Source organism: Curtobacterium sp. YC1 (assembly GCF_016267665.1).
Taxonomy (GTDB): Bacteria; Actinomycetota; Actinomycetes; order Actinomycetales; family Microbacteriaceae; genus Curtobacterium.
The window spans coordinates 573102-598523 of record NZ_CP066341.1 but is presented as its reverse complement, the minus strand read 5'-3'; the positions used below and the strand labels follow the sequence as shown (position 1 = coordinate 598523).

Below are 25422 nucleotides of genomic sequence, written 5' to 3'. Positions count from 1 at the left end.
CCGCGGACATCCCCGGACACCCCGCGGCCGTCTGTGGAGGACTCAGGCGGTCACACAGCTCGCCGAGGCCAGGCCCAGCACCGAGGTGACCCGGATCTTGACCGCCTGCGTGCTCGTGGCGGTCCAGGTGTTGCCGAGGTTCGTGCGGAGGTTCAGCGTGTACGTCGTCCCGAGGTTCAGGAGCCCGGCGCCGCCGTAGACCATCGAGCGGGCCCCGGGGGTCGTCGTCGTCGCCACCTGCGTCGTGCCGTTCATCAGGTCGAACGACGCCGGGACGGTCACGTTGTCGTAGGTCCAGGCGATCGTGACCGTGTTCGTGCCGGCCTGCGTGCACGTCAGGGTGGGGACGCCCGTCGCGGTGCCGGCGGTGAGGGTCGAGGGCCGTGCGACCGTGGTGCGTGACCACGGTGCCGCGTCGGCCTGCCCGGGCAGCAGGACGCCGGCCGCCGCGGCGAGGACGAGCACCGCGGCGCCCCCGCCGACACGGCGCAGTCGGCGGACGCGACGCGCACGCCGACGGAGCCCGCGCCGGGTGAGGGCCGTGGGGACGGACGAGGTGCGCTCCGTGGCGGGGGTGGGCGGCGCCTCCAGGCCGTCGTCCGCACCACCGGCCGGACCGGCACCGGCGTCGTCGTCGGTGCCGTCGGTCTCGGTGTCCACGAGCCGCCGGAGCGACCCGTCGATCGTGCAGAGCGCGAGGACGGCCGTCAGGCCGAGGGCGAGCGCGACGAGCGGCGCCCACTGCCCCTGGCGGATCCAGACCACCGGCGTCCCGACGAACGGGATGCGCAGGAAGCCGATCCCGTGCACCGCCGAGCGCTCGAGCGGGGTGGAGTCCTGCTGCGGGTTGGCGTCGCCCTTGGTCATCAGGGTGCCGCCGGGGCCGTCGTCGACGTACCGGTGCATGCGCAGGTGCCCCGGCTGGTCCGGGTCGTCGGCGAGCAGGATCTTGCCCGTGGTGATCTCGCCCGACCCGACCGGACGTGAGACGACCACGTCGCCGGGGGTGATCCGCGGCTCCATCGACCCGGTCATCACGGTGGTGGGCTGCCAGCCGATCACTGCGGGCGCCGCCGCCCACAGTGCGAGGCCGAGCAGCGTCGCCACGACGCCCCGTGCGAGGGTGGCGACGACGACGCGCCCCCAGTCGACGGCGTCACGGACCGCGGCGTGCGGTGTGGGACCACCGTGCACTGCGATGCTGCTCATGACTGCCTTCGACCAGGGGCGCGTTGCGGATCGGGATCGGACGGGACGGGTCGTCCCGTGCCTGGATCAGCTGTTCTGGGCCTCCCAGGTGAGGCCGAGGGATGCGGTGCCGCCCTGCACCGTGTTCGGGGCGGTGCTCGGGACGGTGTAGGTCACGCGGTAGACGCGCGACTCGGAGGCGGAACCGGTCGGGGCCCACGTGCCGACGCCGGAGGCGAAGTCGGTGGAGGCCGAGCCGAAGCCGGCGACGGTGCCGCTGTAGAGCGTGCCGCTGCTGGCCGCGGGGGTGAAGCCGGCGCAGGTGCCGAAGCCGCCGCCGGTGCCCTGCTCGACGGTGAGGGTGACGTTGGCGGCGAGGTCCTTCGTGGTCGACGCGTTGGTGCCGTAGAGCTTGACGGTCGAGGGCAGCGAGCCGGTCGACGTCACGGTGATGCAGTTCGAGCCGGTCGAGCCGGGCTTCAGGCCGGTCGCGGTGAACAGCGCGGTGTTGTTGTCGTCGTCGGACAGGGCGACGCTGCCGGCGGTCCAGTTGCTCGTGGGGTTGACGGTGGTGGCGGAGAAGGCCGAGTACGAGGCCGTCGAGACGACGGCTCCGGAGGCGACGAGCGCGGCGGGGATGGCGATCCAGGCAGCGAGACGGGCAGCACGAGGGGTGACACGAGACATGGGTGTACTCCGTGAGGAAGAGATCTGATCGGTGGTCCGGCCGGGCCCGCGATGGTTGGTCGCGCTACGTGCCGAGGTGGTACGACGATCAAGCTACTTCGCCGTCGAGTGACCCACAAGATCGAGGACACCCCCCGTGTTGGGGGGTATCTCAATCATTAAGATACTTGTTGACTGAAGTTCCCACCCCCACAGCGAGATGAGCACCCATGACGGACACCGACCAGGTCGTCCTGCCCGAGCACGGGCCCGCCGTCCCGCCCGCTCGGCTGGACACCGGCACGCCCCCGGCACCGGTGTCACCCGACGTCCCGGACCCCGAGGGCGATCTGCCCCGACTGCTCACCGCGTTCCGGGTGCTGCAGATGCAGCACGCCCGGGTCCTGCAGCACGAGAGCGCCACCCGCGGGTTGCACGCCACCGACACCCGGTTCGTGTTCTTCCTCCACTCCACCGGTGGTGTCGGGGCGACCCCGAAGCAGGCCGGCGAGTACCTCGAGCTCACCACGGGCGCGATGACGTCGCTGATCGACCGACTCGAGCGGCACGGTCACCTCGAACGCCGCCCGAACCCCGACGACCGGCGGAGCGTGCTCCTGCACCTCACGTCGTCGGGCAGCGCGGTCGCGCGGGAGATCGGCCAGGTCTACGCGGACGCCTTCCGGCAGGTCGTCGCGCCGGCGGACCGAGCCGTCGTCGCAGCCGCGTTCGAGGGGTTCGGCGACGCCCTGGACCGGCACCACAGCAGCGTCACCGGGTGACGACGGGTGTCGTGGCCCGCGCGTAGCGTGAGCGCCATGACCCCCTCAGAACTCCTCACCGAAGCGTTCTCCCGCATCCCCGAGACGGTCGAGCGGGCCGTCGATGGCCTGTCCGAGGACCAGCTCGCGGCACGACCGGCCACCGGGGCGAACACGCTGGCCTGGCTCGCGTGGCACATCGCCCGCGGGCAGGACGCCCAGATCGCGGACCTCGCCGGGTCCGAGCAGGTGTGGACCGCCGACGGCTGGTACGACCGGTTCGGCCTGCCGTTCCCGGCCGAGGCGCTCGGGTACGGCATGTCCCGCGAGGACGTCGGCCGGGTGCGCGCGTCGGCCGAGCTGCTCACCGGGTACCTGCGCGCGGTGCACGAGCGCACGGTCGCGTACCTCGGCACGCTCGGCACGGAGGACCTCGACCCCGTCGTCGACGACGCGTGGGACCCGCCCGTGACGGCGGGCGCGCGGCTCGTCAGCATCCTCGACGACTGCACGCAGCACGCCGGCCAGGCCGGCTTCGTGCGCGGGCTGCTGTTCTTCAACCGCTGACGCGCTCGCGCTCTCGCTTCGTGAGCAGGGATGGTCGGGTCGTGTCGATCGACCCGACCGTTCCTGCTCACCGCGTGACGGACGGGAGGCCCGGTACCAGCTGGTACCAGGCCTCCCGTCCGTCGTGTGGTCGCGACTACCGCGCGGCGAGCTCCGACACGATGCCGTCACCGGGTGCGGCCTGCACCAGGTCCGCCTCGATCTCCGCGCGCTCGAGGATGCCCTCGATCTTGCGGATGCGGCCGCGCGGGACGATCGTCACGACCGTGCCCTCCTTGCCGGCACGACCGGTGCGCCCGGAGCGGTGCATGTACGCCTTGTAGTCGTCCGGTGCGTCTGCCTGCACGACGAGCGAGACGTCGTCGACGTGGATGCCGCGGGCGGCGACGTCGGTGGCGACGAGCACGTTCACCCGGCCGCTGGTGAGCAGCTGCAGGTTGCGCGTGCGGCGCGACTGGTTCAGGTCACCGTGCAGCGAGGTCGCGCGGATGCCGGCGTCCTCGAACTGGTCGGCCAGGCGCTCGGCGTAGGCACGGGTCCGGGCGAAGACGATGGTCTTGCCGTCGCCGGCGACCAGCTCCTCGAGGACACGGTCCTTCTCGCGCTGCTCGACCACGAGCACACGGTGGTCGATGGTCGAGGACGCCTGGTCCTCCCCCGCGACCTCGTGCACGCTCGGCTCGTGCAGGAACTCCTCGACGAGCGCCGCGACCTGGGTGTCGAGCGTCGCGCTGAACAGGAGCTTCTGCGCGCGGTTGCCCTGCGGCGTGACCTCGGCCGTGGCGGAGAGGATCTCCTGCACCGGCTCGAGGAACCCGAGGTCGCACATGTGGTCGGCCTCGTCGAGCACGGAGATGATGACCTCGCTGAGGTCGAGCTTCCCCTTGTTCATGAGGTCCTGCACCCGACCGGGGGTGCCGACGATGATGTCGACGCCGCGCTCGAGCGCACCCTCCTGACGGCCGTAGGGCACGCCGCCGTAGATCTGCGTGGTGAACAGCCCGACCGAGCGGGCGATCGGCTGCACGGTGCGGTCGATCTGCAGGGCGAGCTCGCGGGTCGGCGCGAGGATGAGCGCACGCGGGGCGCGGCCCATCTTGCGCTTGGTGCCGCCGCCGTGCTCCATGAGCTTCTCGACCAGGGGCGCACCGAAGGCGATGGTCTTGCCGGAGCCGGTACGGCCACGGCCGAGGACGTCCTTGCCTGCGAGCACGTCGGGGATCGTCGCCGCCTGGATCGGGAACGGGCTCGACGCGCCGAGCTCCTGCAGCGCACGGGAGATGTTGCCGCCGATGCCGAGGTCGCCGAAGGTCACGCCCTCGACGTCGGCCGCGATCGTGGCCTCGGCCTGGAGCTTCTCGAGCTTGACGTCGTCGGCGGGCACGAAGGCCGTGCGCTCGGAGCGGGCCTCGCGCTCGGGGTCGCGGCGCGGGGCGCGGTCGTCGCGGTCGAACGAGCGACGCGGGGCACGGTCGTCACGGTCGAAGCGACGCGGAGCGCGGTCATCGCGGTCGAACGAGCGCCGCGGCGCACGGTCGTCACGGTCGAACCGACGCGGACGGTCGTCGTTGTCACGACGCGGGGCACGGTCATCACGGTCGAACCGACGCGGGGCACGGTCGTCTCGGTCGAACCGACGCGGGGCACGGTCGTCGCGGTCGAACGAGCGACGCGGACGGTCGTCGTTGTCACGGCGAGGCGCACGGTCATCACGGTTGAAGCTGCGCGGCGCGCGGTCGTCACGGTCGAACCGACGCGGACGGTCGTCGTTGTCACGACGAGGCGCCCGGTCATCACGGTCGAACCGACGCGGGGCACGGTCGTCGCGGTCGAACCGACGCGGACGGTCGTCGTTGTCACGACGGGGCGCGCGGTCGTCACGGTTGGAGCTGCGCGGCGCGCGGTCGTCACGGTCGAACCGACGCGGCGCGCGGTCGTCGCGGTTGAAGCCGCGACCACCACGGTCGTCGCGCTCGGGGCGCCGCTGGCCGCTGTCGCGGGGCTCCCAGTTCGGACGGGCCGGACGCTCGCCCTGGGCCGAGCGGCCGCGACGCTCCTCGGCGTCCCAGCGCTGCTTCTGGCGCGGCTGCGACGGGTCGGCAGCGCGGAACCCGCGGTGCTTGCTGGACCGGGCGGCAGGGGTGCCGTTCGGGTGACGGACACGGTCGGAGGCGCGGTTGTCCGCGCCGCCCTTGTTGTACGGGGCCATGGCTACTTTCTCGGGTGCGCAACGTACCGCAGCGCCCGACAGCGACATCGGCGGGGGCTGCTTGCGGAGAGGGGGTTCATCCCGTCGCGAGTCGACGTGATTCCAGCCCTCGAGCAACACACACCCAGCAGAATTCCGTGATCACAGTGTCACGGCGTCGAAGGCCGACCGATGGAGTCTACGCGACCACCGGCCCTGATGCCAGCCCCGCGGCGGCCGCAGCCGGCGGGGCGGGCGCGGGACGGGCCTCCAGGCCGGCTGCTCAGGACGCGGCGAGCCGCTGTCGCTGCTCGGCCACGTCGAAGTCGGCCTGCGGCCACGACAGGTGCATGTCCTCGAGCGCGCGGAGCAGGAGCTGCTGCACCGCCAGGCGGGCGTACCACTTGCGGTCGGCGGGCACGACGTACCAGGGCGCCTGCAGGGTCGAGGTGCGGTCGAGGGCGATCTGGTACGCCTCCTGGTACCGGTCCCAGAGCAGGCGGTCGTCGATGTCGCCCGGGTTGAACTTCCAGTGCTTGTCGGGGCGGTCGAGCCGCTCGCCCAGGCGCTCGCGCTGCTCGTCCTTCGAGATGTGCAGCATCACCTTGACGATGGTCGTGCCCGAGGCGGCGAGCCGGTCCTCGAACGCGGTGATCGCCCCGTAGCGACGCTCGATCTCCTCCGGGTCGGCGAGGGCACGGACCCGTCCTGCGAGCACGTCCTCGTAGTGGGACCGGTCGAACACGCCGAGCTGTCCCGCCGCGGGGAGCTGCCGTTCGACGCGCCAGAGGAAGTCGTGCTCGAGCTCCTCGGCGGTGGGCACCCCGAACCCCGCATAGTGCACGCCGTTCGGGTCGACCGCGCCGACGACGTGCGAGACGATGCCGCCCTTGCCGGCCGTGTCCATCGCCTGCAGGACGAGCAGCACCCGGCGCTCGTCCCCCGCGGTCGACGCCGCGTACAGCCGCTCCTGCAGGGCGGCGAGGCGCGAGGCGCCCGCGGCGAGCGCCTCGAGCCCGTCGATCTTGCGACCGGGGAACCCCGGCGTGGCGCCGGGGTCGACCTGGTCGAGGCGGAACCCCGGTCCGACGCGGAGCAGCGGTTCGGGGTCGGCGTTCCATGCCTTGCGACTGCTCACGGGTCCTCCTGCGGTGCGGGTGGCGGATGCCGTGCCCATCCTCGCACTGCCGCGAGGCACCGGAGCGGTCCGGCGGGGCGCGATCTCGACCCGGGTCCTCCGCTCGGGTGACGTGGCACCACGCCGGGGCGGCTAGCGTGGAACCGATGAAGTCCGGCCGCCGTCCTGTGCTCGCGCTCGTCGCCGCGGTCGTGGCGCTCGGCGCGGTCACGTCCTGCAGCACGGACCCGGTGGGTGACGAGAACGCGACCGTCACCGCGGACAGCGTCATCTACCCCCTGTCGCTGCGGTACCACGGCATCGACGTGGTCGCCGACGTGCCGTACGGCGCCGATCCCCTGCAGCGGCTCGACGTCTGCCTGCCGGCGGACAGCGCCCCCGAGACGTCGGCCACCCCCACCGCCACACCGTCCGCCTCGGCGACGGCCGGACCCGACGCGGACGGCGACGACGGCGAGGACGCCGCGGCGGTCGAGCCGTCGTCCGGCCGGCCGGCGGTGCTGATGATCCACGGCGGCAGCTGGTCGCACGGCGACAAGGCGACGGCCGCGTACCGGTCGGTGTGCCAGTACCTGGCGTCCGAGGGCTTCGTGACCTTCAACGTCGACTACCGGCTCGCGCCGACGGACCCGTTCCCGGCCGGCCTCGACGACGTCCGCCGGGCGCTCGACTACGTGTACCGGCCGGCGACGCTGGCGACGTACGACGTGGACGCCCAGCGCGTCGGGGTGTTCGGCGGGAGCGCCGGCGGCAACCTGGCGGCGATGCTCGCCGTGACCGACCACGACTCGGCCGCGTACGCCGCGGGCGACCGGATCCGGGCCGTCGTCGACCTGAGCGGACCGACCAACCTGACGACCCGTTCGACCGAGCCCGACGGGGTGTCGGCGTCGTTCCAGCGGAAGCAGCTGCTCTACCTCGGCTGCCGGTCGTACGCCCGGTGCCCGGCGGCGGTCCGGGCGTCGCCGGAGTTCCACGTCACGTCGGACACCGCGCCGTTCTTCATCGGGCACTCGACGGACGAGTTCATCCCGCTGTGGGAGTCGCAGGAGTTCGCCGCCACCCTCCGGTCCCACGACGTGCCGGTGACCTTCGTCGCGGTCGAGGGGACGGCGCACTCGATCGCGCAGCTCGACGAGGCGATGAGCCGTCGCGTGGTCACGTTCCTGCGCACCCAGTTGGGCTGACGCCGGCGCACGCTCGATCGGGCTGTCCCGCGCCGGCCGCGCGTGCCCCGGGCGGGTGGCACCCGGAGTCGGGTCTGCCGCCGCGGCACGGCCGCCGCCAGACTGCCGAGGTGATCGACGCCGCAGCCCACCCCGACCGTCCCGCCCCGACCGGGTGGGACCGTCCCGCGGTGCGGACGGCGGCGGAGCTGCTCCTCGGGACGTCGTTCGTGGTCGCGGTCGCCGCTGGTGGGTACGCCGCGGACACCGGTCACCTGGTGGTCGTGTCGCAGGGCGCCGCCGCGGTGTTCCTCGTGACGGTCACCGTCGTGCTGGCGTCGTGGTTCCGTTCCGTCGCCGCCCCCTCGGGCAGCGCCGTCGGGGACGTCGACGCCGAGTACCGCCGCTAGGCAGCGCCGCCGGACCGCGCCGCACGTCGGCGCTGTCGCTCCTGGCGTCGCTCCAGCCGTTCCTGGCGTCGTTCGGCCCGCGCCTGCTTGCGGGTCTTGCCCGCGGCGATCCGGTCCGCGTTGCGCTCCCGGGCCCGCTCGACCACCAGGTACAGCGCCGGCAGCACCACGAGCGTCAGCAGCGTCGACGACACCAGGCCGCCGATCACGACGAGCGCGAGCGGCTGCGAGATGAACCCCGACTTGCCGGTCAGGCCGATCGCCATCGGCAGCAGCGCGAAGATCGTCGCCGACGCGGTCATCAGGATCGGTCGGAGACGACGGGTGGCGCCCTCGACCAGGGCCTCGCGCACCCGCAACCCGCGTCTGCGGTACTGGTTGACGAGGTCGATGAGCACGATCGCGTTCGTCACGACGATGCCGACGAGCATGAGCAGGCCGATCAGCGAGGCGACGCCGATCGGGACGCCCGTGGCGATCTGCAGCAGCACCGCGCCCGTCGCCGCGAACGGCACCGACACGAGCAGCAGCAGCGGCTGGAGCAGGCTCCGGAACGTCGCCACCATGATCACGTAGACGATGAGCACGGCGACCAGGACCGCGAGACCGAGCTGCGAGAACGCCGACGACTGGCTGGCCGCGACCCCACCGATCGACGCGGACGCGCCACGCGGCAGGTCGAGCTCGTCGACGGCCGTGGTGACCGACTGCACGGCGGCGCCGAGGTTCGTCGGATCTGGCGACACCGTGATGGTCGCGGTGCGCGCGGCGTTCGTCGTCGTGACGGTGGTCGGGCCCTCGGACCGCTCGACGGTGGCGACGTCGGTCAGCGGGACGGTGCCGGTGCTCGTCGGCACCTCGAGGTCGCGGAGCGCGGCGATCGTGGTCGGCGGCTCGGGGTCGGCGATGTAGACGTCGAGCGTCGCGTCGTCGATCTCGATGCTGCCGGTGTCCCGCGGTGACACCGCTGCGGCGACGAGGCCGCCGACCTGGGTCTCGGTGAGTCCGAGCGCGGCGGCCTCCTGCCGGTCGACCCGGACCGCCAGGAACGGCTCCGCCGCGGACAGGTTGCTCGTCGCGCCGGTGGTGCCGTCGACCGAGCGCATGGCCTGCAGGACGGTGCGCGACGCGGTCTCGAGCTGTGCCTGCGTGGGCGCGGTGACGTCGACCTCGATGTCGCTGCTGCCGCCGAACCCGCCGCCGGACGACGCGATGGTGATCTCGCCCACGCCGTCGATGTCCGTCAGCGACTCCCGCGCCGCGGACTGGATGGTGGTCTGGTCGGCCTCGGCGTCGGTCGTGACGGCGTACTGCACCGAGGCCGTCCCGCCGCCGCCGAACGCGGCCTGGAGCGACTGGCCGCTCGTGCCGATCGTGGTCTGGACGGTCTCGACGCCGTCGATGTCCTGGAGTGCCCGCTCCACCTCGCGTGCGGAGTCGGACTGCACGGCGAGGCTCGACCCCGCCCGCAGGTCCTGGGTGACGGTGAACGTGTTCTGCCCCGAGTCACCCAGGTAGTTCGTCGTGACGAACGGCACCGCGGCTCCGGTGCCGCCGAGCACGATGACGGCGAGCAGGATGACGACGACCGGCTTCCGCACGACCCATCCGAGCACCGGCAGGTAGACGCGGCGCAGACGGTCGGGTCGGTCGGCGTCGTGCAGGTCGGCCGCCGACGAGAGGGCTCCCGCCGGACGATCGGGGGCCGTACCGTCCGCCACGCCGTCCGCCGGCGCTGCGGTGGCCGAGCCCGGCACTGCGGGGTCTGCGCCCGGCACCGCGGGGTCTGCGCCCGGCACCGCGGTGGCCGCGCCCGGGGCGGCCTTCGGTGCGCGGAGCCACCAGTAGGCGAGCACCGGGACGATGGTCAGGGACACGAGCAGCGAGGCGACGAGCGCCAGGGTGACCGTGACCGCGAACGGCCGGAAGAGCTCGCCCACGAGTTCCGCCACGAATGCGACCGGCAGGAACACCGCGACGGTCGTCAGCGTCGAGGCGGTGACGGCACCGGCCACCTCGCGCACGCCGTCGAGCACCGCACGACCGCGGTCCACGCCCGGGAGCATGTGGCGCTTGATGTTCTCGATGACGACGATCGAGTCGTCGACCACGCGGCCGATCGCGATGGTCAGGGCCGCCAGCGTGATGATGTTGAGCGTGTAGCCGGCGGCGCGCATGCCGATCGCCGCCAGGAGCACCGACGTCGGGATCGAGATCGCGGTGACCAGCGTGGACCGCCACGAGAGCAGGAAGACCAGGATCACGATCACCGCGAAGGCCAGGCCGAGCAGCCCCTCCTCGGCCAGGGAGTCGATCGACTGCTGGATGTAGGGCGCCTGGTCGAAGACGACCGTGAACCGCGGGTCGCCTTCGATCTTGTCCTCGATGCCGGGCAGGGCGTCGCGCACGACGGTGGAGACGTCGACGGTGTTCGCCTCCTGCGTCTTCGTGATCGAGATCGTCAGGGCCTGCTCGCCGTCGACGCGGCTGATGGAGGTGCGCGGCGACTCCGTGATCGCGACCTTCGCGACGTCGCCGAGCGTCGTGTCCGTGGGCGTGGCCGCGGTCGCGGCGCCGTCCGTCGCACCCGTGGTGCCGGTCGCGACGCCGTCCGTCGCACCCGTCGCACCAGGGGCACCGGCGGCCCCGCCCGTGCCGCCACCCGGGACGGCCGCCGTCCCGTCGCCGCTCGCCGCGCCGTCCGAGCCAGTCGTCCCGGTCGTGGAGCCGCCGTCGCCGGACGACTCCGACGAGCTCGTGAGCGGCAGGTCGCGGATGTCCCGCAGCGACGCGATCCGCTCACCGGTCTGCACCGAGAGCGTCGAGCCGTCCTGGGTGAGCGTGCCGCCGGGGATCAGCGTCCCGTTGGCGTCGAGGGCGTCCGAGATGGCCGTCTGGCTCAGCCCGCGGGCGGCGAGTTCGTCCGGGTCGGGCGTGATGACGACACGACGCCCCGGGTTGCCGAACACGTCCGCCTGCCGCACACCGTCGAGCTTCTCGAGGTCGGGGATCGCGGACGCCTGCAGCCGGTCGACGAGCTGCTCCTGGTTGCCGGAGGCCGAGACCGCGACCTGCAGCACCGGCAGGTCGTCGAAGGACCCGGTGACGATCTGTGTCTGCACGGAGTCGGGCAGCGACAGCGCGTTCACCGCGGTCTGGATCTTGTCCTCGGCGCTCGCCAGGTTCGATCCGTACTGGAACGACGCCGACACCACGCTCTGCCCGGTGGACGATGTCGCACTGGTGGACTCGAGGTCGGGGACGACCTGGATCGCCTGCTCGATCGCGGTCGAGACGTCGTTCGACACGACCTCGGGGGTCGCGCCGGGGTAGGCGCTGACGATCGCGACCTGCGGGAACTCGACGCTCGGGATCAGCTCCTGCTTGAGGCTCGTCAGCGAGATGCCACCGAAGACCGCGACGACGATCGTGACGAGCGCGATGAGGGCACGGTTGCGGAGGCTGAAGACCGAGAGGAGGTGCACGGGTCGATCCTCGCAGGCCCGACTGACGAACGACCGGCGTCAGCCACCGAACGCCGTCCGGCGTCCGGCGTCCGACAGCGGACTCCGACGGGCGCGCCCGCGGACGTGCCGACGGACACCGCCGGACGCCCGGCGCTCAGCCGAGCAGCAGGTACGCGCCGAGCACCCCGACGGCACCGACGACCGCGGTGCCGAGCGCGACCACGCGCCCGACCGAGGACCGTGCGGTGACGATCCCGACGCCGAGCAGCAGCACCCCCGCCACGACCTCGACGATCCAGGTCGTCTGCCCCGTCGTCGCGGCGACCTGCAGCAGTCCGCGCACCCCCTCGCCGACGAGCACCGCGGCGGTGACGCCGAACGCGGCAGCCGACCAGCGGACGTCGCGCGACCGCACGGCCACGGCGACCGCACCCGCGAGCAGGCCGGCCGGCACTCCGAGCAGCACCCACGGGTTCGTGAGCGACAGCGAGTCCGGGAAGCCGCGCAGCACCGTGGTGGCCCAGTAGCCCACGTGCATGAGCTCGAGGAGCACGACGCCGAGCACCATCGCGAGCGGCAGGGCGATCCGGCCGGTGCGGACGCCGGCGACCGCGCAGAGCAGCACGGCGACCAGGAACCACGGGCCGGCCGAGTTCGACACGGAGGCGAGCGCGGGCACCACCTGACCGAACGACGTCAGGACGCCGGCCAGCAGTGCCCCGCTCAGCGCGATCGTGACGCGCACCACGGCGGGGACGGCCGGGCAGGGTTCGACGCTCGTGGTGCTGGACCGGACCGGAGCGGAGATGGTGGCGTTCACGCGACCAGCCTCGCGCAGCCGGTGCCCGCGCACGTCAGCCTGCGGGGCGAGAAGCGCGACGGCGGCTCCTCCCGGAGGATGACCTCGGCCCTAGACCACCGCGGCCAGCGACCCGCTGACCCCGGCCGCCTCGCCGCCGACCCGGTCCCACGAGCGGCCGAGCACGTCGACCAGGCGACCACGGTCCGCCGGGGCCATCGTGAAGGGGACCCGCAGGAACCGTTCGAACCCGCCGTCCGGGCCGAACACCCCGCCGGACGCGAGCACCACGCCCTCTGCACGCGCGGCGAGCACGAGCGCGCTCGACACCGGTCGGCCGAGGCCCACCCACGTCGTCAAGCCGCCGGCCGGCGACGGGACGTCCCACTCGGGGAACCGCGCCCGGAGCGCGCCCACCACTGCGTCGCGGCCCTCGCGCAGGGACGCACGCCGCGCCTCCAGGACGGCAGCCGTGCGCGGGACCAGCTCGCGCACGACGAGCTGGTCGAGCACGGGGGTGCCGAGGTCGCCCGTCGGGCGGGCGAGCAGCAGCCGCTGCAGCAGCGCCGGTGCGGCGCGGATCCAGCCGATCCGCAGGCCGCCCCAGAAGACCTTCGCAGCGGATCCGATCATCACGACCGATGCTCCCGACGGGTCCGCGGCCGCCAGGGGCGACGACGGCGAGCCGTCGATCCGGAGCTCCCCCATCGTCTCGTCGGCGATGACGGTCGTGCCGACCGAGGCCGCGACCGACAGCAGGAGCCGGCGGGTCGAGGCGGACATCGTCGCACCGGTCGGGTTGTGGAGCTCGGGCATGACGTACGCGACGGAGGGCGCGGTGCGACGCAGCGTCGTCTCGAGCGCGGCGGCGTCCCACCCGGTCCGCGCGTCGACGGGGACGCCGACCAGGCGGCCGCCGACCTCGCGGAAGGCCTCGTGCGCGTGCGGGTAGGTCGGGGACTCGACGAGCACGGCGTCGCCGCGGCGGACGAGCACCCGCGCGAGCAGAGCGATGGCGTGCTGGGCGCCGATCGTCACGACGACCTGGCCGGGGTCCGTCGGCAGCCCGCGTGCGGTGTAGCGGTCGGCGATCGCGGCGCGGAGCCCGGGGTCACCGACCGTGTCGTAACCGATCCCGGCGAGCGCCGCCGGGACGTGCCGGACCGCGCGCTCGACGGCCTCGTCGATGCCGGGAGCGGCGTGCAGGGCGGCCTTGCGCAGGTCGAGCAGGTCGCCCTCGACGACCCCGCCGAGTCGCTCCGGGTCGGGTCGGCCGACCAGGTCACGCGGCAGGTGGACGACGCTGCCCGACCCGCGGACGGACACCAGGAACCCGTCGGACCGCAGCCGCGCGTAGGCGTTCGCGACGGTGGTGCGGGACACACCGAGCGCTGCGGCGAGACCGCGCTCCGCGGGGAGCCGCGCCCCCTGGGCCACGCGGCCGTCGATCACGAGGACGCGGATGGCGTCGGACAACGCCTCGTAGGCGGGGGCGTCGGTGCCGTCGCGCCAGTCGGTGAGGAGCGAGGCGGCGGATCGGGCACTCAGCAGGACGGGGGTCACGGGTCCACGGTAGCGGGATTGGCTCTCGACCAGCAGGCCAATCTGGCGGCACCATCGCAGGATGGCACGCCACACCGCCCTCACCCTCCGCTTCGTCCAGCTGTTCGTCGGGCTCTTCCTCTACGGCGCCGCGACCGCCCTGCAGGTGCGCGCGGTGGTCGGCGTCAGCTCGTGGACCGTGCTCACCCAGGGGCTGGAGAACGTCCTGCCGTGGTCGTTCGGCGTCATCACGGTGGTGTCGAGTGGCGTCATCCTGCTGCTCTGGATCCCGCTCCGCCAGAAGCCGGGGATCGGGACGCTGCTGAACGCGCTCGCGATCGGGCCGAGCGCGGACCTGGTGCTCTGGCTCGTGCCGGAGCCGTCCGGGCTGCCCGCCCGGATCGCGCTGTTCGTCGCCGGCCTGGTGCTGCTCGCGGTCGCGACGGCGTTCTACATCGGGGCCGGCTTCGGCACCGGCGCGCGGGACGGTCTGATGGTCGGGCTGCACCAGCGGCTCGGGTGGCCGATCTGGCTCGCCCGCACGCTGGTCGAGGTCACGGTGGTCGCCGTCGGCTGGGCCCTCGGAGGCGACGTCGGCGCGGGCACGGTGATCGCCGCGTTCGCGATCGGCCCGATGGCGCAGCCGCTCATGCCGTGGTTCCGCCGGTTCCCGTGGAGCCCCGAGCGCACGGCAGCAGCGCCCGCACCGAGCGTCGCCGCACCGGCCCTGGAGGCCCGCCCCACCCCCGACACGCCCGCTCCGTGAGCAGGAACGGTCGGGTCCACGGCGCCGACCCGACCATTCCTGCTCACGATCCCGCGCGACCCCTTGCGGCGGCGCGGAACGCGATATAGCGTGACCTCCCACAGACGCGATACATCGCGAGTCAGGAGGCACCATGGCGCAGGAGAAGTGGCTCGTCGACGAGCCCAAGGTCATCGACACCGGCATCGTGCGCACCGTGCGCGTCGGCCTGGTCGGCGGGCAGGTGGACGTCGTCGCGCACGACGAGCCGACGGCCCGGATCGAAGTCCACAGCGTGTCCGGCAAGCAGCTGCTGGTCGAGGTCGACGGCGACACCCTCACCGTCGACCACCCCCAGGTCCGGTGGGACGACCCCATCGGGTTCCTGAAGTCCTTCCGCGACAAGGCCCACGCCGACGTCAGCATCCTCGTCCCCCGCGACGCCGGTATCACCCTCGGCGTCGTGTCCGCCGGGGCGCTGCTGTCCGGAACGGACCGCGGTGCCACGCTCAACACGGTGTCGGGCGACCTGGTCGTCGACGGCGTCGCGGGTGACGTCACGGTGAACGCCGTCTCGGGCGCCACGACCATCCGCGACCTCGACGGCGCCCTCACCGTGCACACGGTCTCCGGTGCCGTCGTGGCGACCGGCGAGATCCCCCGGCTGCAGGCCGACGGCGTCTCCGCCGACGTCGTGCTCGACCTGTACGGCGTGCCCGAGTCGGCCCGGGTGAACACGGTGTCCGGCTCCGTGGACGTCCGGCTCGAGGACGGTGTCGCCTACAAGTGCAGCGTCAACACCGCGACCGGCAGACTGCAGTTCGACGACGCCGAGATCCGCGGGGTGCGCGGCTCGTACGTCAAGCAGGGCGGGGAACTCTCCGGCCAGTGGCTCGACCTGCGCGTCAACTCGGTGTCCGGCGACATCGCGGTGCTGCACGCGCCGCCCGCCGACGTCTCCCCCACCGCCCCGACGAACGACGGCGAGGTGCCCGAATGAGCCCCGTCTTCGCACACGGCCACCTGCGGCTGTACCTGCTCGTGCTGCTCGCCGACCACCCGATGCACGGCTACGAGCTCATCCAGGCGCTCGGCGACCGGTTCGGTGGCACGTACGTGCCGAGCGCCGGCACCGTCTACCCCCGACTCGCCAAGCTCGAGGAGGACGGCCTGGTCACGAAGACCGCCGACGGCCGCAAGACCGTCTACGCGATCACCGACGCCGGCCGCGCCGAGCTCGCAGCCCGCGCCGACGAGATCACGACCGTCGAGAACGGTGTGGCGGACTCGGTGAAGTCCCTGGCCGACGGCGTCCGGGCCTCGGTCGGCGAGGCGATGCGCTCCCTGCGCGCCGACCTGGCCGCCTCCGCCGAGGGTCCCCGCACCGGCGCCCGTCCGGAACCCGAGTCGGTGCCGTCCGACAGCGCCCGCGCCCTGCGGGAGTTCGAGATGGCACTGTCGTCCTTCCGGCAGCAGGTCCGTGCGGACCTGCGTCGCCGCGCGACGCGCGGCACGCTCGCCGCCGACACCGTGACGCGGCTGCGGGACGGACTGGAGGCCCTGCGCCGGTCGCTCTGACGACCCGCGCCCGACAGGCGGTGCCGACCCGAGCCTCCCGGCCGCGTCCGCACCGCCTGTCGCGTGTCACCCCGCGTCGGCTGCCGGCGACCGCGTCGGCGCGAAGCCGTCGAACGCCTCGGCCGCCGTCAGGCGGTCGCCGCGCTCGAGCCGCGCCACGGTGGTCCGCACCGCGGCGAGCTGGCGGGCGAGCCGGTCGCGCTCCCGCTCGAGCCACACGAGGTGGTCGGCGAGCGCCGCTGCGTCGTCGTCGGTGTCGCCGTCGGCACCGAGGTCGGTGCCGAGCCGTCGCGCGATCTCGGTGAGGCCGAGCCCCGACCCCCGCAGCAACAGGATCCGCTGCAGCCGGACGAGCGCGCGGTCGTCGTAGCGGCGGAGTCCGCCGTCGCCCACCGCCGTGGCCGGCAGCAGGCCGATCGCGTCGTAGTGCCGCAGGGTCCGGCTGGACAGCCCGGCGGAACGCGCCACGTCGGCGATGCCGTGCGGCGCTTTCGCAGCTGAGTCACCCGTGTCTGTCGAAGCACTCACCCTCGCGACAGTACTGGTTGACGCCGCGTCAAGCGTCCGGGGTGCGCCACGCCGTCGGTGCGGCGCCCGTGACCGTCGGGGAATACCCGGCTGCCCTACCGTGTTGACTCGCGCCCGGAACTGAGTAGGTTTGCCGCTCGTGACGAACGAGGTCCGGTCGTTGAAAGCACGACTGATCGGGGATCCACTCCCCTCCGAGAAGCTCGAAGGACAGCTCCTCCCGAAGCACCTGGCGCTGCCGATCTTCGCGAGTGACCCGCTGTCCTCCGTCGCGTACGCGCCGCAGGAACTCCTGATGATCCTGCTGCTCGGTGGCATGGCGTTCCTGACGTTCGCCCCATGGGTCGCGGCGCTCGTCGTGCTGCTGCTCGTGGTGGTCGTCGCCTCGTACCGCCAGCTCATCAAGGCGTACCCGTCGGGCGGTGGCGACTACGAGGTGGCGCACCGGAACCTCGGCGAGAAGGCCGGGCTGGTCGTCGCGAGCGCACTGCTCGTCGACTACGTGATGACGGTCGCCGTGTCGGTCGCCTCGGGCGTGGACAACATCATCTCGGCGCTGCCGATGCTCGACCACTTCCGGGTCGAGCTCGCCCTGCTGTTCGTCGTGCTGCTCGCCGCCACCAACCTGCGCGGCGTGCGGGAGTCGAGCAAGGCCTTCGCGATCCCGACCTACCTTTTCGTGGCGTCGGTCTTCGTCATGGTCGTCGTCGGGCTCGTCCGGGTGGCCGCCGGCGACGCCCCGATCGCCGAGTCCGCCGCCTACACCGTCGAGAACGTGGAGCACACCACGCAGGCGGCCTTCATCCTGCTGCTCCTGCGCGCCTTCGCCTCGGGCTGCTCGGCCCTGACCGGCGTCGAGGCCATCGCGAACGGCGTGCAGGCGTTCCGCCGTCCGAAGATCAAGAACGCACAGGCCACCCTGGTCGCGATGGGCGGCATCGCGATCGTCCTGTTCATCGGGCTCATCACGCTCGCGCTCGTGTCGCAGGTGCACTACGCCGAGCGCGCCTGCGACCTGCAGGGCTTCGCGGACTGCGCGACCACGCCGCAGCGCTCGCTCATCGCCCAGATCGCGGCGGCGACCTTCGGCAACAACTCGGTGCTGTTCTTCGTGATCCAGGCGACGACGGCCGCGGTCCTGCTCCTCGCCGCGAACACCGCCTTCAACGGCTTCCCGCTGCTCGGCTCGATCCTGGCCCGCGACTCGTACGCCCCGAAGGCGCTGTCGACCCGCGGCGACCGGCTCATCTACTCGAACGGCGTCATCGTCCTCGCGCTCGTCGCCGCGGCGCTGCTCGTGGTCTACCGGGCGAACGTCACGAGCCTCATCCAGCTGTACATCATCGGCGTCTTCGTGTCGTTCACGCTCGGCCAGACGGGCATGGTCGTGCACTGGACGCGGCTGCTGCGGGCCGACCGCGACGGCACGGCGGACGCTCCCGTCCACCGCGGGCAGGTCGTGCGCTCCCGCACCATCAACGCCATCGGTGCGACGTTCACCCTGGTGGTGCTCGTCATCGTCACGATCACGAAGTTCACGCACGGCGCCTGGCTCGTGTTCCTGATCATGCCCGTGCTGTACGTGCTCATGCTCGGCGTGAACCGCTACTACCGCGACGTCTCGCACGAGATCGAGGCCGACGTCGAGACGCGGTTCGGCGCCACCGGCGACCACGCCATCGTCCTGGTGAACAAGCTGCAGAAGCCCGTGCTCAAGGCGCTCGACTACGCGGTCGCCGCCGAGCACGCGAGCATCGAGGCGGTGCACGTGGCGATCGACGACGCCGACGCCCAGCGGCTGCGCGACCAGTGGGCGGAGTACGACATCCACGTGCCGCTGACCATCGTGCCGAGCCCGTACCGCGACATCTCGATGCCGCTCATCAAGTACATCAAGGCACACCGGCACGAGCACGGTTCCGAGGTCGTCACCGTCTACACCCCGATCTTCATCGTCGGGCACTGGTGGGAGAGCCTGCTCCACAACCACCGCGGCCGCCGCATCCGCAAGAAGCTGCTGCTCGTGCACGGGGTCACCGTCGCGCTCGTGCCGTGGCTGCTCGACTCGTCCGAGCTGCTGTACGGCCGTCGGTCCCGTCCGCTGCCCGGCCAGGAGCGCCGGGGAGAGCCCGTGCGGCCCCCGCTGCGCCGTCCGGCACAGCCCGGCCCGTCGACCGACGCCGCGGCTCCGGGCGCGGATCGCCTGCTGCGGTCGGTCGAGCGCAACAGCATCCAGCCGCGCCGCGCGACCCGTCCGGCCGGCCCGGCCGAGGGTGTCGACCCCGCGCTCTGCACGGGCGAGATCCACGCCCTGGTCCCCTCGCCACCGCGACGGGGCTCCGACGAGTCGTAGCATGTGACCCCATGACCATCAGTGACCTGCGGACGTTCGCCACGTTCGACGGGCACGGCGGCAAGGTCTCGAAGCGCGTCGAGGTGCTCGACCACGAGCCGCCGGCCGGCAGCCCGCACGAGGGACTCGTCGCTGTGCGCGGCGAGCACCCGCTCGGGGCGCTCGACGAACGCGCCGCCGACGAGTCCGCCGCGCTCTCCCGTGGCGTGCCGAGCGTCGGCTGGGTGGACCCCGCCGCGCTCCGCGACTGGTACCGCCCGGACCGCGTCGTCCTCTCGCGGCTCGAGGCACGGCAGTCCGGCATCGAGCCGGGGCTGTACGCCGACTCGCGTGGGCGCGGTCGCGTCCGGGTCGACGGCCTGGAGGCCCGGCTCGCCCCCGACGGTCGGCCCGCCCTCCGCGCGTTGGCCGGCCCCGCCGACGCCCCCGTCGTGGACGTCCCGCTGCCGACCGACCAGGCCGTGCGCCTGGTCGCGGTGACCGAGGTCGACGAGGGGCTCGAGGTCGTCACCGCGCCCGTCTCGCCGTTCCTGCAGCCCGGCGAGCACCCCGCCTTCGACGACGACCTGGTCGGCCTGCCGCCGCGTCCGGCGAGTGGTCGGGTCGTGGTCTCGGCGTCGGTGCTGCTCGACGGCTCGCTGCACGCCGTGGAGCGGATCGACGAGCGTGCGGCGACGATCTGGATCCGGCGAGACGACCGGACGGTGCCGATCGCCACGAGCGCGGTCGGCCCGGACCTGGTGCGCTACACGGCCACGCCCGTCTGACCGGCGCGAGCACGGCGCATCCGTCGTGCGGTGCGGCGGTGTCCGGGGGACGCCCCCGCTGCGAGGCATGACGGACGTGCGGCGTACGGTCGCCGACATGAGTGACGCAGAGCGCGACGAGCAGCAGCCCCAGGACGCACCGATCCAGGGCGAGACCCTCGGTGGCCCCCGACCCGACCCGTCCACCACCGCCAGCAAGGACCCCGAGCAGTGGGTCACCGGTGACGAGCCGATGACCGGCCCGCAGCGCAGCTACCTGGACACCCTGGCCCGCGAGGCCGGCGAGGAGCTCCCCGCCGACCTCAGCAAGGCGCAGGCCTCGGAGCAGATCGACCGCCTGCAGCAGGAGACGGGCCGCGGCACGGATTCCTGAGAACGGGTCCGCGCTTCGGCGGACCGCTGCCTGGACGCCGTCTGGGCAAGTCCTGCCGAAGCGCGGGCAGTCCCCCGGTCGAGGGGCATCGATGACACGTCAACAGCTACCGTCGGGGCCATGCGAACGACATCGACCTCCCTCGGCCTGACCGCGCTCCGCATCGTCCTCGGAGCCGTCTTCATCGCCCACGGCGCGCAGAAGTTCGCCCAGGGCATCCCGACCGTCGCCCAGGGCTTCTCGGGCATGGGCGTCCCGCTCGCCGAGGTCGCCGCGCCGCTCGTCGCCGGGCTCGAACTCGTGGGCGGCGTGCTGCTCGTCCTCGGGGTCGCGACCCGCGTCGTCGGGGTGCTGCTCGCGGTCGACATGGTGGTCGCCGGGCTCCTCGCGCACGCCACCGCCGGGTTCTTCGCGCAGGAGGGCGGCTTCGAGTACGTGCTCGTGCTGGCGGTCGCGTCCCTCGCGGTGGCGCTGACCGGGCCGGGGCGGTTCTCGGTGGACGCCCTCGTCCTGCGGTCCTCGCGGCGGCGTCGCGGGGTCGAGGAGCCCCTGCCCGCCTGACGTCAGTGTCGGCGTCGGCGCTGGCGCCTGCGCCGTCACCGACGTCGGCCCGCGGTCAGCCGGCGAGTGCGTCCATGACCTGGCGGGCGATGCGTCGACCGGCCCGGTTCGCGCCGATCGTCGACGCCTGCGGCCCGTAGCCGGCCAGGAACAGACGGGGTTCGTCCGCCGACCGCCCGTCCTCGACCACGACGCCGCCGGCCGCGGTCCGCAGGTGCAGCGGCGCGAGGTGCCGCAGGTCGGCCCGGAAGCCCGTCGCCCAGATGACCGCGTCGGCGTGCACGTGGCCGCCGTCAGCGGTCACCACGCCGTCCGCGCCCATCCGCGTGAACATCGGCTCGTCGTGCAGGACGCCGCGGTCGATCCCGGCGCGGATCCGTCGCGACACCGGGGCCCCGGTGCCGCTGACGATGCTCGGCAGGACCTCGCCGGCACGGGCGGCCCGGTCCTGTTCGTCGACGGCGGCCACCGCGGACTCGACGTCGAGCGACGCGGTCCCGGCCCAGACCATCGGGCGGCGGGTGAACCACCGTGTCGACCGGGCGACGCCGTCGAGCTCGAGCAGGAACCCGATGGCGCTCGTGCCACCGCCGACGACCACGACGTCCTGCCGCGCGAACTCGGTGGCGCTGCGGTACTCGGTGGTGTCGACCTGCCGCCCTCGGAACATGTCACGGCCGGGGTACCACGGGACGAACGGGGTCCCCCACGTGCCGGAGGCGTTCACGACGACGTCGGCTCGGATCCTGCGGACGGCCCCGTCGGCTCCGCGGGTCGTGACGCACAGGCCTGCGTCCGCTGGAGCGATGCCCGCCGGTCCCCCATCCGCCGGTCCGTCTTCCAGCCGCGCCACCGACGTCACCGCGACCGGGCGCCGGACGCGCAGGTCGTGGTGCTGCTCGAACCGCCGGTAGTACTCGCCGACCACGTCCCGAGCGGGGCGCGACCGGTCGGCGTCGTCGAACGTCAGGCCCATCGCCCGCATGCCGGGCAGGTCGTGCACCCGGTGAGCCGCCCCCAGCCGCAGTGCCTCCCAGCGGAACTGCCACGCTCCCCCGGTGCTCGGCGCGCGGTCGAGGATGACCAGATCGCTGCCGGGTACCAGTCCGAGGCGCCGCAGGTGGTATCCCACCGAGAGGCCAGCCTGCCCCGCGCCGATCACGACCACACGTGCGTGCTGGTCGACCGGGGGCTCGAGGGGTTCCGTCATCACTTCGATTCTGCTGTGCGGGCCAGCCGTCGCGCGACGTCCAGATCGAGGTACATGGTAGAGTGATCGGCAGATTTCAAACCACGAACCGTCTGGTTCCCCGAGTGATCTTCCGTCATTCGCCAGGACCGGACCAGAGCCGAACGAGGGGGTCACGCATGGGGCGCGGCCGTCAGAAGGCGAAGCACACCAAGGTCGCCCGTGAGCTGAAGTACTTCAGCCCGCAGACGAACTACGGTGCGCTCGAGCAGGAGCTCTCCGCCGGACAACATTCCGACGAGGACTACGTCGACCGCTGGGCAGACCAGTACGGTGCGGAGCCGGCAGAAGAGGACGACGACTTCGAGTCCCAGGCGGACCAGAACAAGTCCGCCTGATCTCCCTCGCAGTCACGCCGCGCAGCCCTCGGGCAGCGCGGCGTTTCAGCGTGCCCGGACGGTGCCGTCGCCACGTGCTGAGATCGCACTCCGGCCGGCATCCGCGAACGGCTTCCGGGACGACGTGCGACTTCACCGCCTGGCGTCGACCCGGCACCCGGCGTTGACCCGGCGCCCGTCGGCCCGCCCCGCACCCGCGGGAGGCGGGACCTGCGCTGAGATCGCACTCCGGCCCGCACCCGCGAACGACTTCCGGGACGAAGTGCGACCTCACCGACCAGGCCCGGCGGGCAGGCACCACGGCCGGGCGCGACGCACCCGCGCGCGGCGTCAGCCCGCGTAGCTCCCGACGAGCCGGACGGCACCGCCATCGACGCCCTTCGCACCCTGCTCGAACCCGGTCAGGTCGTGCGCGGACGTCGAGATCGTCCCGACGGGCCAGGTCGGCATCCCCGACGCCGCGAGCGATGCGATGACGTCGGCGGCCGCAGCGGCGGAGACGACCGCGAACATGCCGATGCCCAGGTTCCAGGTGCCCTCGGTGTCCTCGATCGGGGTGCCGGCCATGTCGGCGAGCACCCGGAAGACGGGGAGCGGCTGCCAGGTGGAGCGGTCGACCTCGACCCACGAGCCGACCGGCAGCACGCGCGCCAGGTTCGCCGCGATGCCGCCGCCGGTCACGTGCGACAGCGAGTGCACGGCGCCCGGGTGCTGCTCGAGCAGCTCCAGCAGCGGCGAGGTGTACAGGCGGGTCGGTTCGAGCAGTGCCTCGCCGACGGTGACCGAGCCGCCGAACACCGGACCGGAGAGTTCGGGCAGGACGTCGGTGAACCCGACCCCCCGCGACGCCAGGACGTGGCGCACCAGCGAGTACCCGTTCGAGTGCAGCCCCGACGACTCGATCGCCAGCACGACGTCGCCGTCCTGCACCAGGTGAGCGCCGAGCTGCGAGCCGGCCTCGACGACACCCGTCGCGGCACCGGCAACGTCGTAGTCGTCCGGGCCGAGCAGCCCGGGGTGCTCCGCGGTCTCGCCACCCACCAGGGCGGTGCCCGTCGCCGCGCAGCCGCGGGCGATGCCAGCGACGATGTCGGCGATGCGGTTCGGCACGACGCGACCGCAGGCGATGTAGTCGGTCATGAACAGCGGCTTGGCACCGACCACGACGATGTCGTCGACGACCATGCCGACCAGGTCCTGCCCGATGGTGTCGTGCTTGTCGATCGCCTGCGCGATGGCGACCTTGGTGCCGACGCCGTCGGTCGAGGTCGCGAGCAGCGGGTGGTCGAAGTCCTTGAGGAACGACACGTCGTACAGCCCCGCGAACCCGCCCACGCCGCCGAGGACCGAGGAGTTGTGGGTCGCCGCGACCGCGGACTTCATGAGCTCGACGGCCAGGTCACCGGCGGCGGTGTCCACTCCGGCTTCGGCGTACGGGTTGGGCATGCTGAGTCCTTCGCGGTGGCATGGCAGACTTGGGCGGTACCCCCCGATTCTACTGATCTGGAGCACACCCGCGAATGTGCGGCATCGTCGGCCTCGTTGCGCAGGGCCCAGCCAACCAATCCATCTACGACGCACTGCTCCTCCTGCAGCACCGCGGGCAGGACTCGACGGGCATCGCCACGGTCGAGGGCCACGTGCACCACATGCACAAGACCCGCGGGCACGTGCGCGAGGCGTTCCGCACCCGCGACATGCGTGCCCTCCTCGGCACCATGGGGCTCGGCCACGTCCGCTACGCCACCAGGGGCGCCGCGACGAACGAAGAAGAGGCCCAGCCGTTCTACGTGAACGCGCCGTACGGCATCGTCCTCGTGCACAACGGCAACCTCACCAACACGCGGGAACTCACGCGTGAACTGTTCGACATCGACCGTCGGCACCTCAACACGACGAGCGACACCGAGCTGCTGGTGAACGTGCTGGCGCACGAGCTGCAGGGCCAGGTGCGCGGCGCGAACCTCGACCCCGGGCAGGTCTTCGACGCCGTCGAGCGCGTACACGAGCGCGTCGAGGGCTCCTACGCCACGATCGCGACGATCGCCGGGCACGGGCTGCTCGCCTTCCGTGACCCGTACGGCATCCGCCCGCTCATCCTCGGCCACAAGTTCGACGAGGCCGGCCAGCCCGAGTGGGTCGTCGCGAGCGAGTCGCTCGTGCTCGAGTCCGGCGGCTACGAGATCGTGCGCGACATCGCCCCCGGCGAGGCCGTGTTCATCGAGATGAACGGCCAGATGCACGCCCGGCAGTGCGCGAAGAACCCGCGTCTGGTGCCGTGCTCGTTCGAGTACGTCTACCTGGCCCGCCCCGACTCGGTCATGAACGGCATCTCGGTCTACGACGCCCGACTCCGTCTCGGCAACCGCCTGGCGGACACCATCGAGCAGTACGCCCCGACCGGCGACATCGACGTGGTCATGCCGATCCCGGACTCCAGCCGTCCGGCCGCCATGCAGGTCGCGCAGAAGCTCGGCATCGAGTACCGCGAGGGCTTCTACAAGAACCGCTACGTCGGCCGCACGTTCATCATGCCGGGCCAGGCGGAGCGCAAGCGGTCGGTGCGCCAGAAGCTCAACGCGATGTCGTCGGAGTTCAAGGGCAAGAACATCCTGATCGTCGACGACTCGATCGTGCGCGGCACGACGAGCAAGGAGATCGTGGAGATGGCCCGGGCGGCCGGTGCGAACGAGGTCACGTTCACCAGCGCCGCTCCCCCTGTCCGGTTCCCGCACGTGTACGGCATCAACATGCCCACGCGCGCCGAGCTCATCGCGCACGACCGGAAGATCCCGGAGATCAACCGCGTGCTCGGCAGCGACCACCTGATCTACCAGGAGATCGGCGACATGCGGGACGCCATCATCGAGGGCTCCGACGTGACCGAGCTCGAGATGAGCTGCTTCACGGGCGAGTACGTGACGGGCACCGTCAGCCCGGAGTACCTGTCCTGGGTCGAGGCGAACCAGCTCAGCTAGGTCGCGTCCGGTACGCGACCACGTGACGGACGGGAGGCACGGTGCCAGCTGGCACCGTGC

23 protein-coding genes are annotated in these 25422 nt (G+C 72.6%); 13 read left to right on the top strand and 10 right to left on the bottom strand.

The features are described from left to right. Positions 1-42 precede the first annotated feature (42 nt). A complete protein-coding gene (locus tag I8920_RS02970) occupies positions 43-1209 on the bottom strand; it encodes a S24/S26 family peptidase (RefSeq protein ID WP_198657706.1) in 1167 nt (388 codons plus the stop codon). 66 nt (positions 1210-1275) lie between these two features. Further along, complete coding sequence (locus I8920_RS02965; protein ID WP_198657705.1) at positions 1276-1875, bottom strand: hypothetical protein; 600 nt, start codon at positions 1873-1875, stop codon at positions 1276-1278. A gap of 209 nt (positions 1876-2084) precedes the next feature. Here I8920_RS02965 and I8920_RS02960 point away from each other — a divergent pair, with 209 nt between their 5' ends. Continuing rightward, positions 2085-2636, top strand: a complete 552-nt coding sequence (locus I8920_RS02960) for a MarR family winged helix-turn-helix transcriptional regulator (RefSeq protein ID WP_198657704.1) — start codon at positions 2085-2087, stop codon at positions 2634-2636. Positions 2637-2672: 36 nt separating this feature from the next. Next, on the top strand, positions 2673-3182 hold the full coding sequence (locus I8920_RS02955; RefSeq protein WP_198657703.1) for a mycothiol transferase: 510 nt from the start codon (positions 2673-2675) through the stop codon (positions 3180-3182). Between the two features lie 136 nt (positions 3183-3318). Here the strand turns inward: I8920_RS02955 and I8920_RS02950 are convergent, their stop codons facing one another. Together I8920_RS02950 and I8920_RS02945 are read right to left on the bottom strand one after the other, a co-directional pair. After that, a complete protein-coding gene (locus I8920_RS02950) occupies positions 3319-5391 on the bottom strand; it encodes a DEAD/DEAH box helicase (protein ID WP_198657702.1) in 2073 nt (690 codons plus the stop codon). Positions 5392-5653: 262 nt separating this feature from the next. Further along, the gene (locus I8920_RS02945) at positions 5654-6508 is read right to left on the bottom strand and encodes a polyphosphate kinase 2 family protein (RefSeq protein WP_198657701.1); all 855 of its coding nucleotides are present in this window, start codon (positions 6506-6508) and stop codon (positions 5654-5656) included. A 146-nt stretch (positions 6509-6654) separates the two neighbouring features. On the opposite strand from I8920_RS02945, the gene I8920_RS02940 reads away from it, so the two are divergent. Both I8920_RS02940 and I8920_RS02935 read left to right on the top strand, forming a co-directional pair. Further along, positions 6655-7695, top strand: coding sequence for an alpha/beta hydrolase (locus tag I8920_RS02940; RefSeq protein ID WP_198657700.1), 1041 nt, complete (start codon positions 6655-6657; stop codon positions 7693-7695). Positions 7696-7805: 110 nt separating this feature from the next. Then, the gene (locus I8920_RS02935; protein WP_198657699.1) at positions 7806-8084 is read left to right on the top strand and encodes a hypothetical protein; all 279 of its coding nucleotides are present in this window, start codon (positions 7806-7808) and stop codon (positions 8082-8084) included. Here the strand turns inward: I8920_RS02935 and I8920_RS02930 are convergent. From I8920_RS02930 to yczR, 3 genes are all read right to left on the bottom strand, one after another. Beyond that, a complete protein-coding gene (locus I8920_RS02930; protein WP_198657698.1) occupies positions 8081-11569 on the bottom strand; it encodes an efflux RND transporter permease subunit in 3489 nt (1162 codons plus the stop codon). The genes I8920_RS02935 and I8920_RS02930 overlap by 4 nt on opposite strands. Before the next feature lie 136 nt (positions 11570-11705). After that, the gene (locus I8920_RS02925; protein ID WP_198657697.1) at positions 11706-12371 is read right to left on the bottom strand and encodes a DUF6518 family protein; all 666 of its coding nucleotides are present in this window, start codon (positions 12369-12371) and stop codon (positions 11706-11708) included. A 90-nt stretch (positions 12372-12461) separates the two neighbouring features. Then, a complete protein-coding gene (yczR, locus tag I8920_RS02920; protein WP_232832802.1) occupies positions 12462-13913 on the bottom strand; it encodes a MocR-like transcription factor YczR in 1452 nt (483 codons plus the stop codon). A gap of 61 nt (positions 13914-13974) precedes the next feature. On the opposite strand from yczR, the gene yczE reads away from it, so the two are divergent. The 3 genes from yczE (at position 13975) to I8920_RS02905 (ending at position 16215) form a co-directional block, all read left to right on the top strand. Beyond that, entirely contained in the window at positions 13975-14658 is a 684-nt protein-coding gene (gene yczE, locus I8920_RS02915) for a membrane protein YczE (RefSeq protein WP_198657696.1), read from the top strand. A gap of 133 nt (positions 14659-14791) precedes the next feature. Beyond that, positions 14792-15637, top strand: a complete 846-nt coding sequence (locus tag I8920_RS02910; protein WP_198657695.1) for a DUF4097 family beta strand repeat-containing protein — start codon at positions 14792-14794, stop codon at positions 15635-15637. Continuing rightward, complete coding sequence (locus tag I8920_RS02905) at positions 15634-16215, top strand: PadR family transcriptional regulator (protein WP_198657694.1); 582 nt, start codon at positions 15634-15636, stop codon at positions 16213-16215. Before I8920_RS02910 ends, I8920_RS02905 begins: the two co-directional genes overlap by 4 nt. Positions 16216-16281: 66 nt before the next feature. Here the strand turns inward: I8920_RS02905 and I8920_RS02900 are convergent, their stop codons facing one another. Beyond that, positions 16282-16743, bottom strand: a complete 462-nt coding sequence (locus I8920_RS02900) for a MerR family transcriptional regulator (RefSeq protein WP_232832801.1) — start codon at positions 16741-16743, stop codon at positions 16282-16284. 130 nt (positions 16744-16873) lie between these two features. Here I8920_RS02900 and I8920_RS02895 point away from each other — a divergent pair, with 130 nt between their 5' ends. The 4 genes from I8920_RS02895 (at position 16874) to I8920_RS02880 (ending at position 20797) form a co-directional block, all read left to right on the top strand. After that, positions 16874-19096, top strand: a complete 2223-nt coding sequence (locus I8920_RS02895) for an APC family permease (RefSeq protein ID WP_198657693.1) — start codon at positions 16874-16876, stop codon at positions 19094-19096. A gap of 11 nt (positions 19097-19107) precedes the next feature. Next, positions 19108-19863 (top strand): hypothetical protein, encoded by a 756-nt coding sequence (locus I8920_RS02890; RefSeq protein WP_198657692.1) that lies wholly within the window; start codon positions 19108-19110, stop codon positions 19861-19863. A gap of 97 nt (positions 19864-19960) precedes the next feature. After that, a complete protein-coding gene (locus I8920_RS02885; protein WP_198657691.1) occupies positions 19961-20236 on the top strand; it encodes a DUF3072 domain-containing protein in 276 nt (91 codons plus the stop codon). Between the two features lie 120 nt (positions 20237-20356). Next, positions 20357-20797 (top strand): DoxX family protein, encoded by a 441-nt coding sequence (locus I8920_RS02880; RefSeq protein WP_198657690.1) that lies wholly within the window; start codon positions 20357-20359, stop codon positions 20795-20797. A 55-nt stretch (positions 20798-20852) separates the two neighbouring features. Here the strand turns inward: I8920_RS02880 and I8920_RS02875 are convergent, their stop codons facing one another. Further along, positions 20853-22007 (bottom strand): FAD-dependent oxidoreductase, encoded by a 1155-nt coding sequence (locus I8920_RS02875; protein WP_198657689.1) that lies wholly within the window; start codon positions 22005-22007, stop codon positions 20853-20855. A 158-nt stretch (positions 22008-22165) separates the two neighbouring features. Here I8920_RS02875 and I8920_RS02870 point away from each other — a divergent pair, with 158 nt between their 5' ends. Beyond that, on the top strand, positions 22166-22384 hold the full coding sequence (locus I8920_RS02870; protein WP_198657688.1) for a DUF3073 domain-containing protein: 219 nt from the start codon (positions 22166-22168) through the stop codon (positions 22382-22384). A gap of 330 nt (positions 22385-22714) precedes the next feature. On the opposite strand, the gene purM is transcribed toward I8920_RS02870, so the two are convergent. Beyond that, entirely contained in the window at positions 22715-23830 is a 1116-nt protein-coding gene (purM, locus tag I8920_RS02865) for a phosphoribosylformylglycinamidine cyclo-ligase (RefSeq protein WP_198657687.1), read from the bottom strand. A 74-nt stretch (positions 23831-23904) separates the two neighbouring features. On the opposite strand from purM, the gene purF reads away from it, so the two are divergent. Then, the gene (gene purF, locus I8920_RS02860) at positions 23905-25362 is read left to right on the top strand and encodes an amidophosphoribosyltransferase (protein WP_198657686.1); all 1458 of its coding nucleotides are present in this window, start codon (positions 23905-23907) and stop codon (positions 25360-25362) included. Positions 25363-25422: the final 60 nt, after the last annotated feature.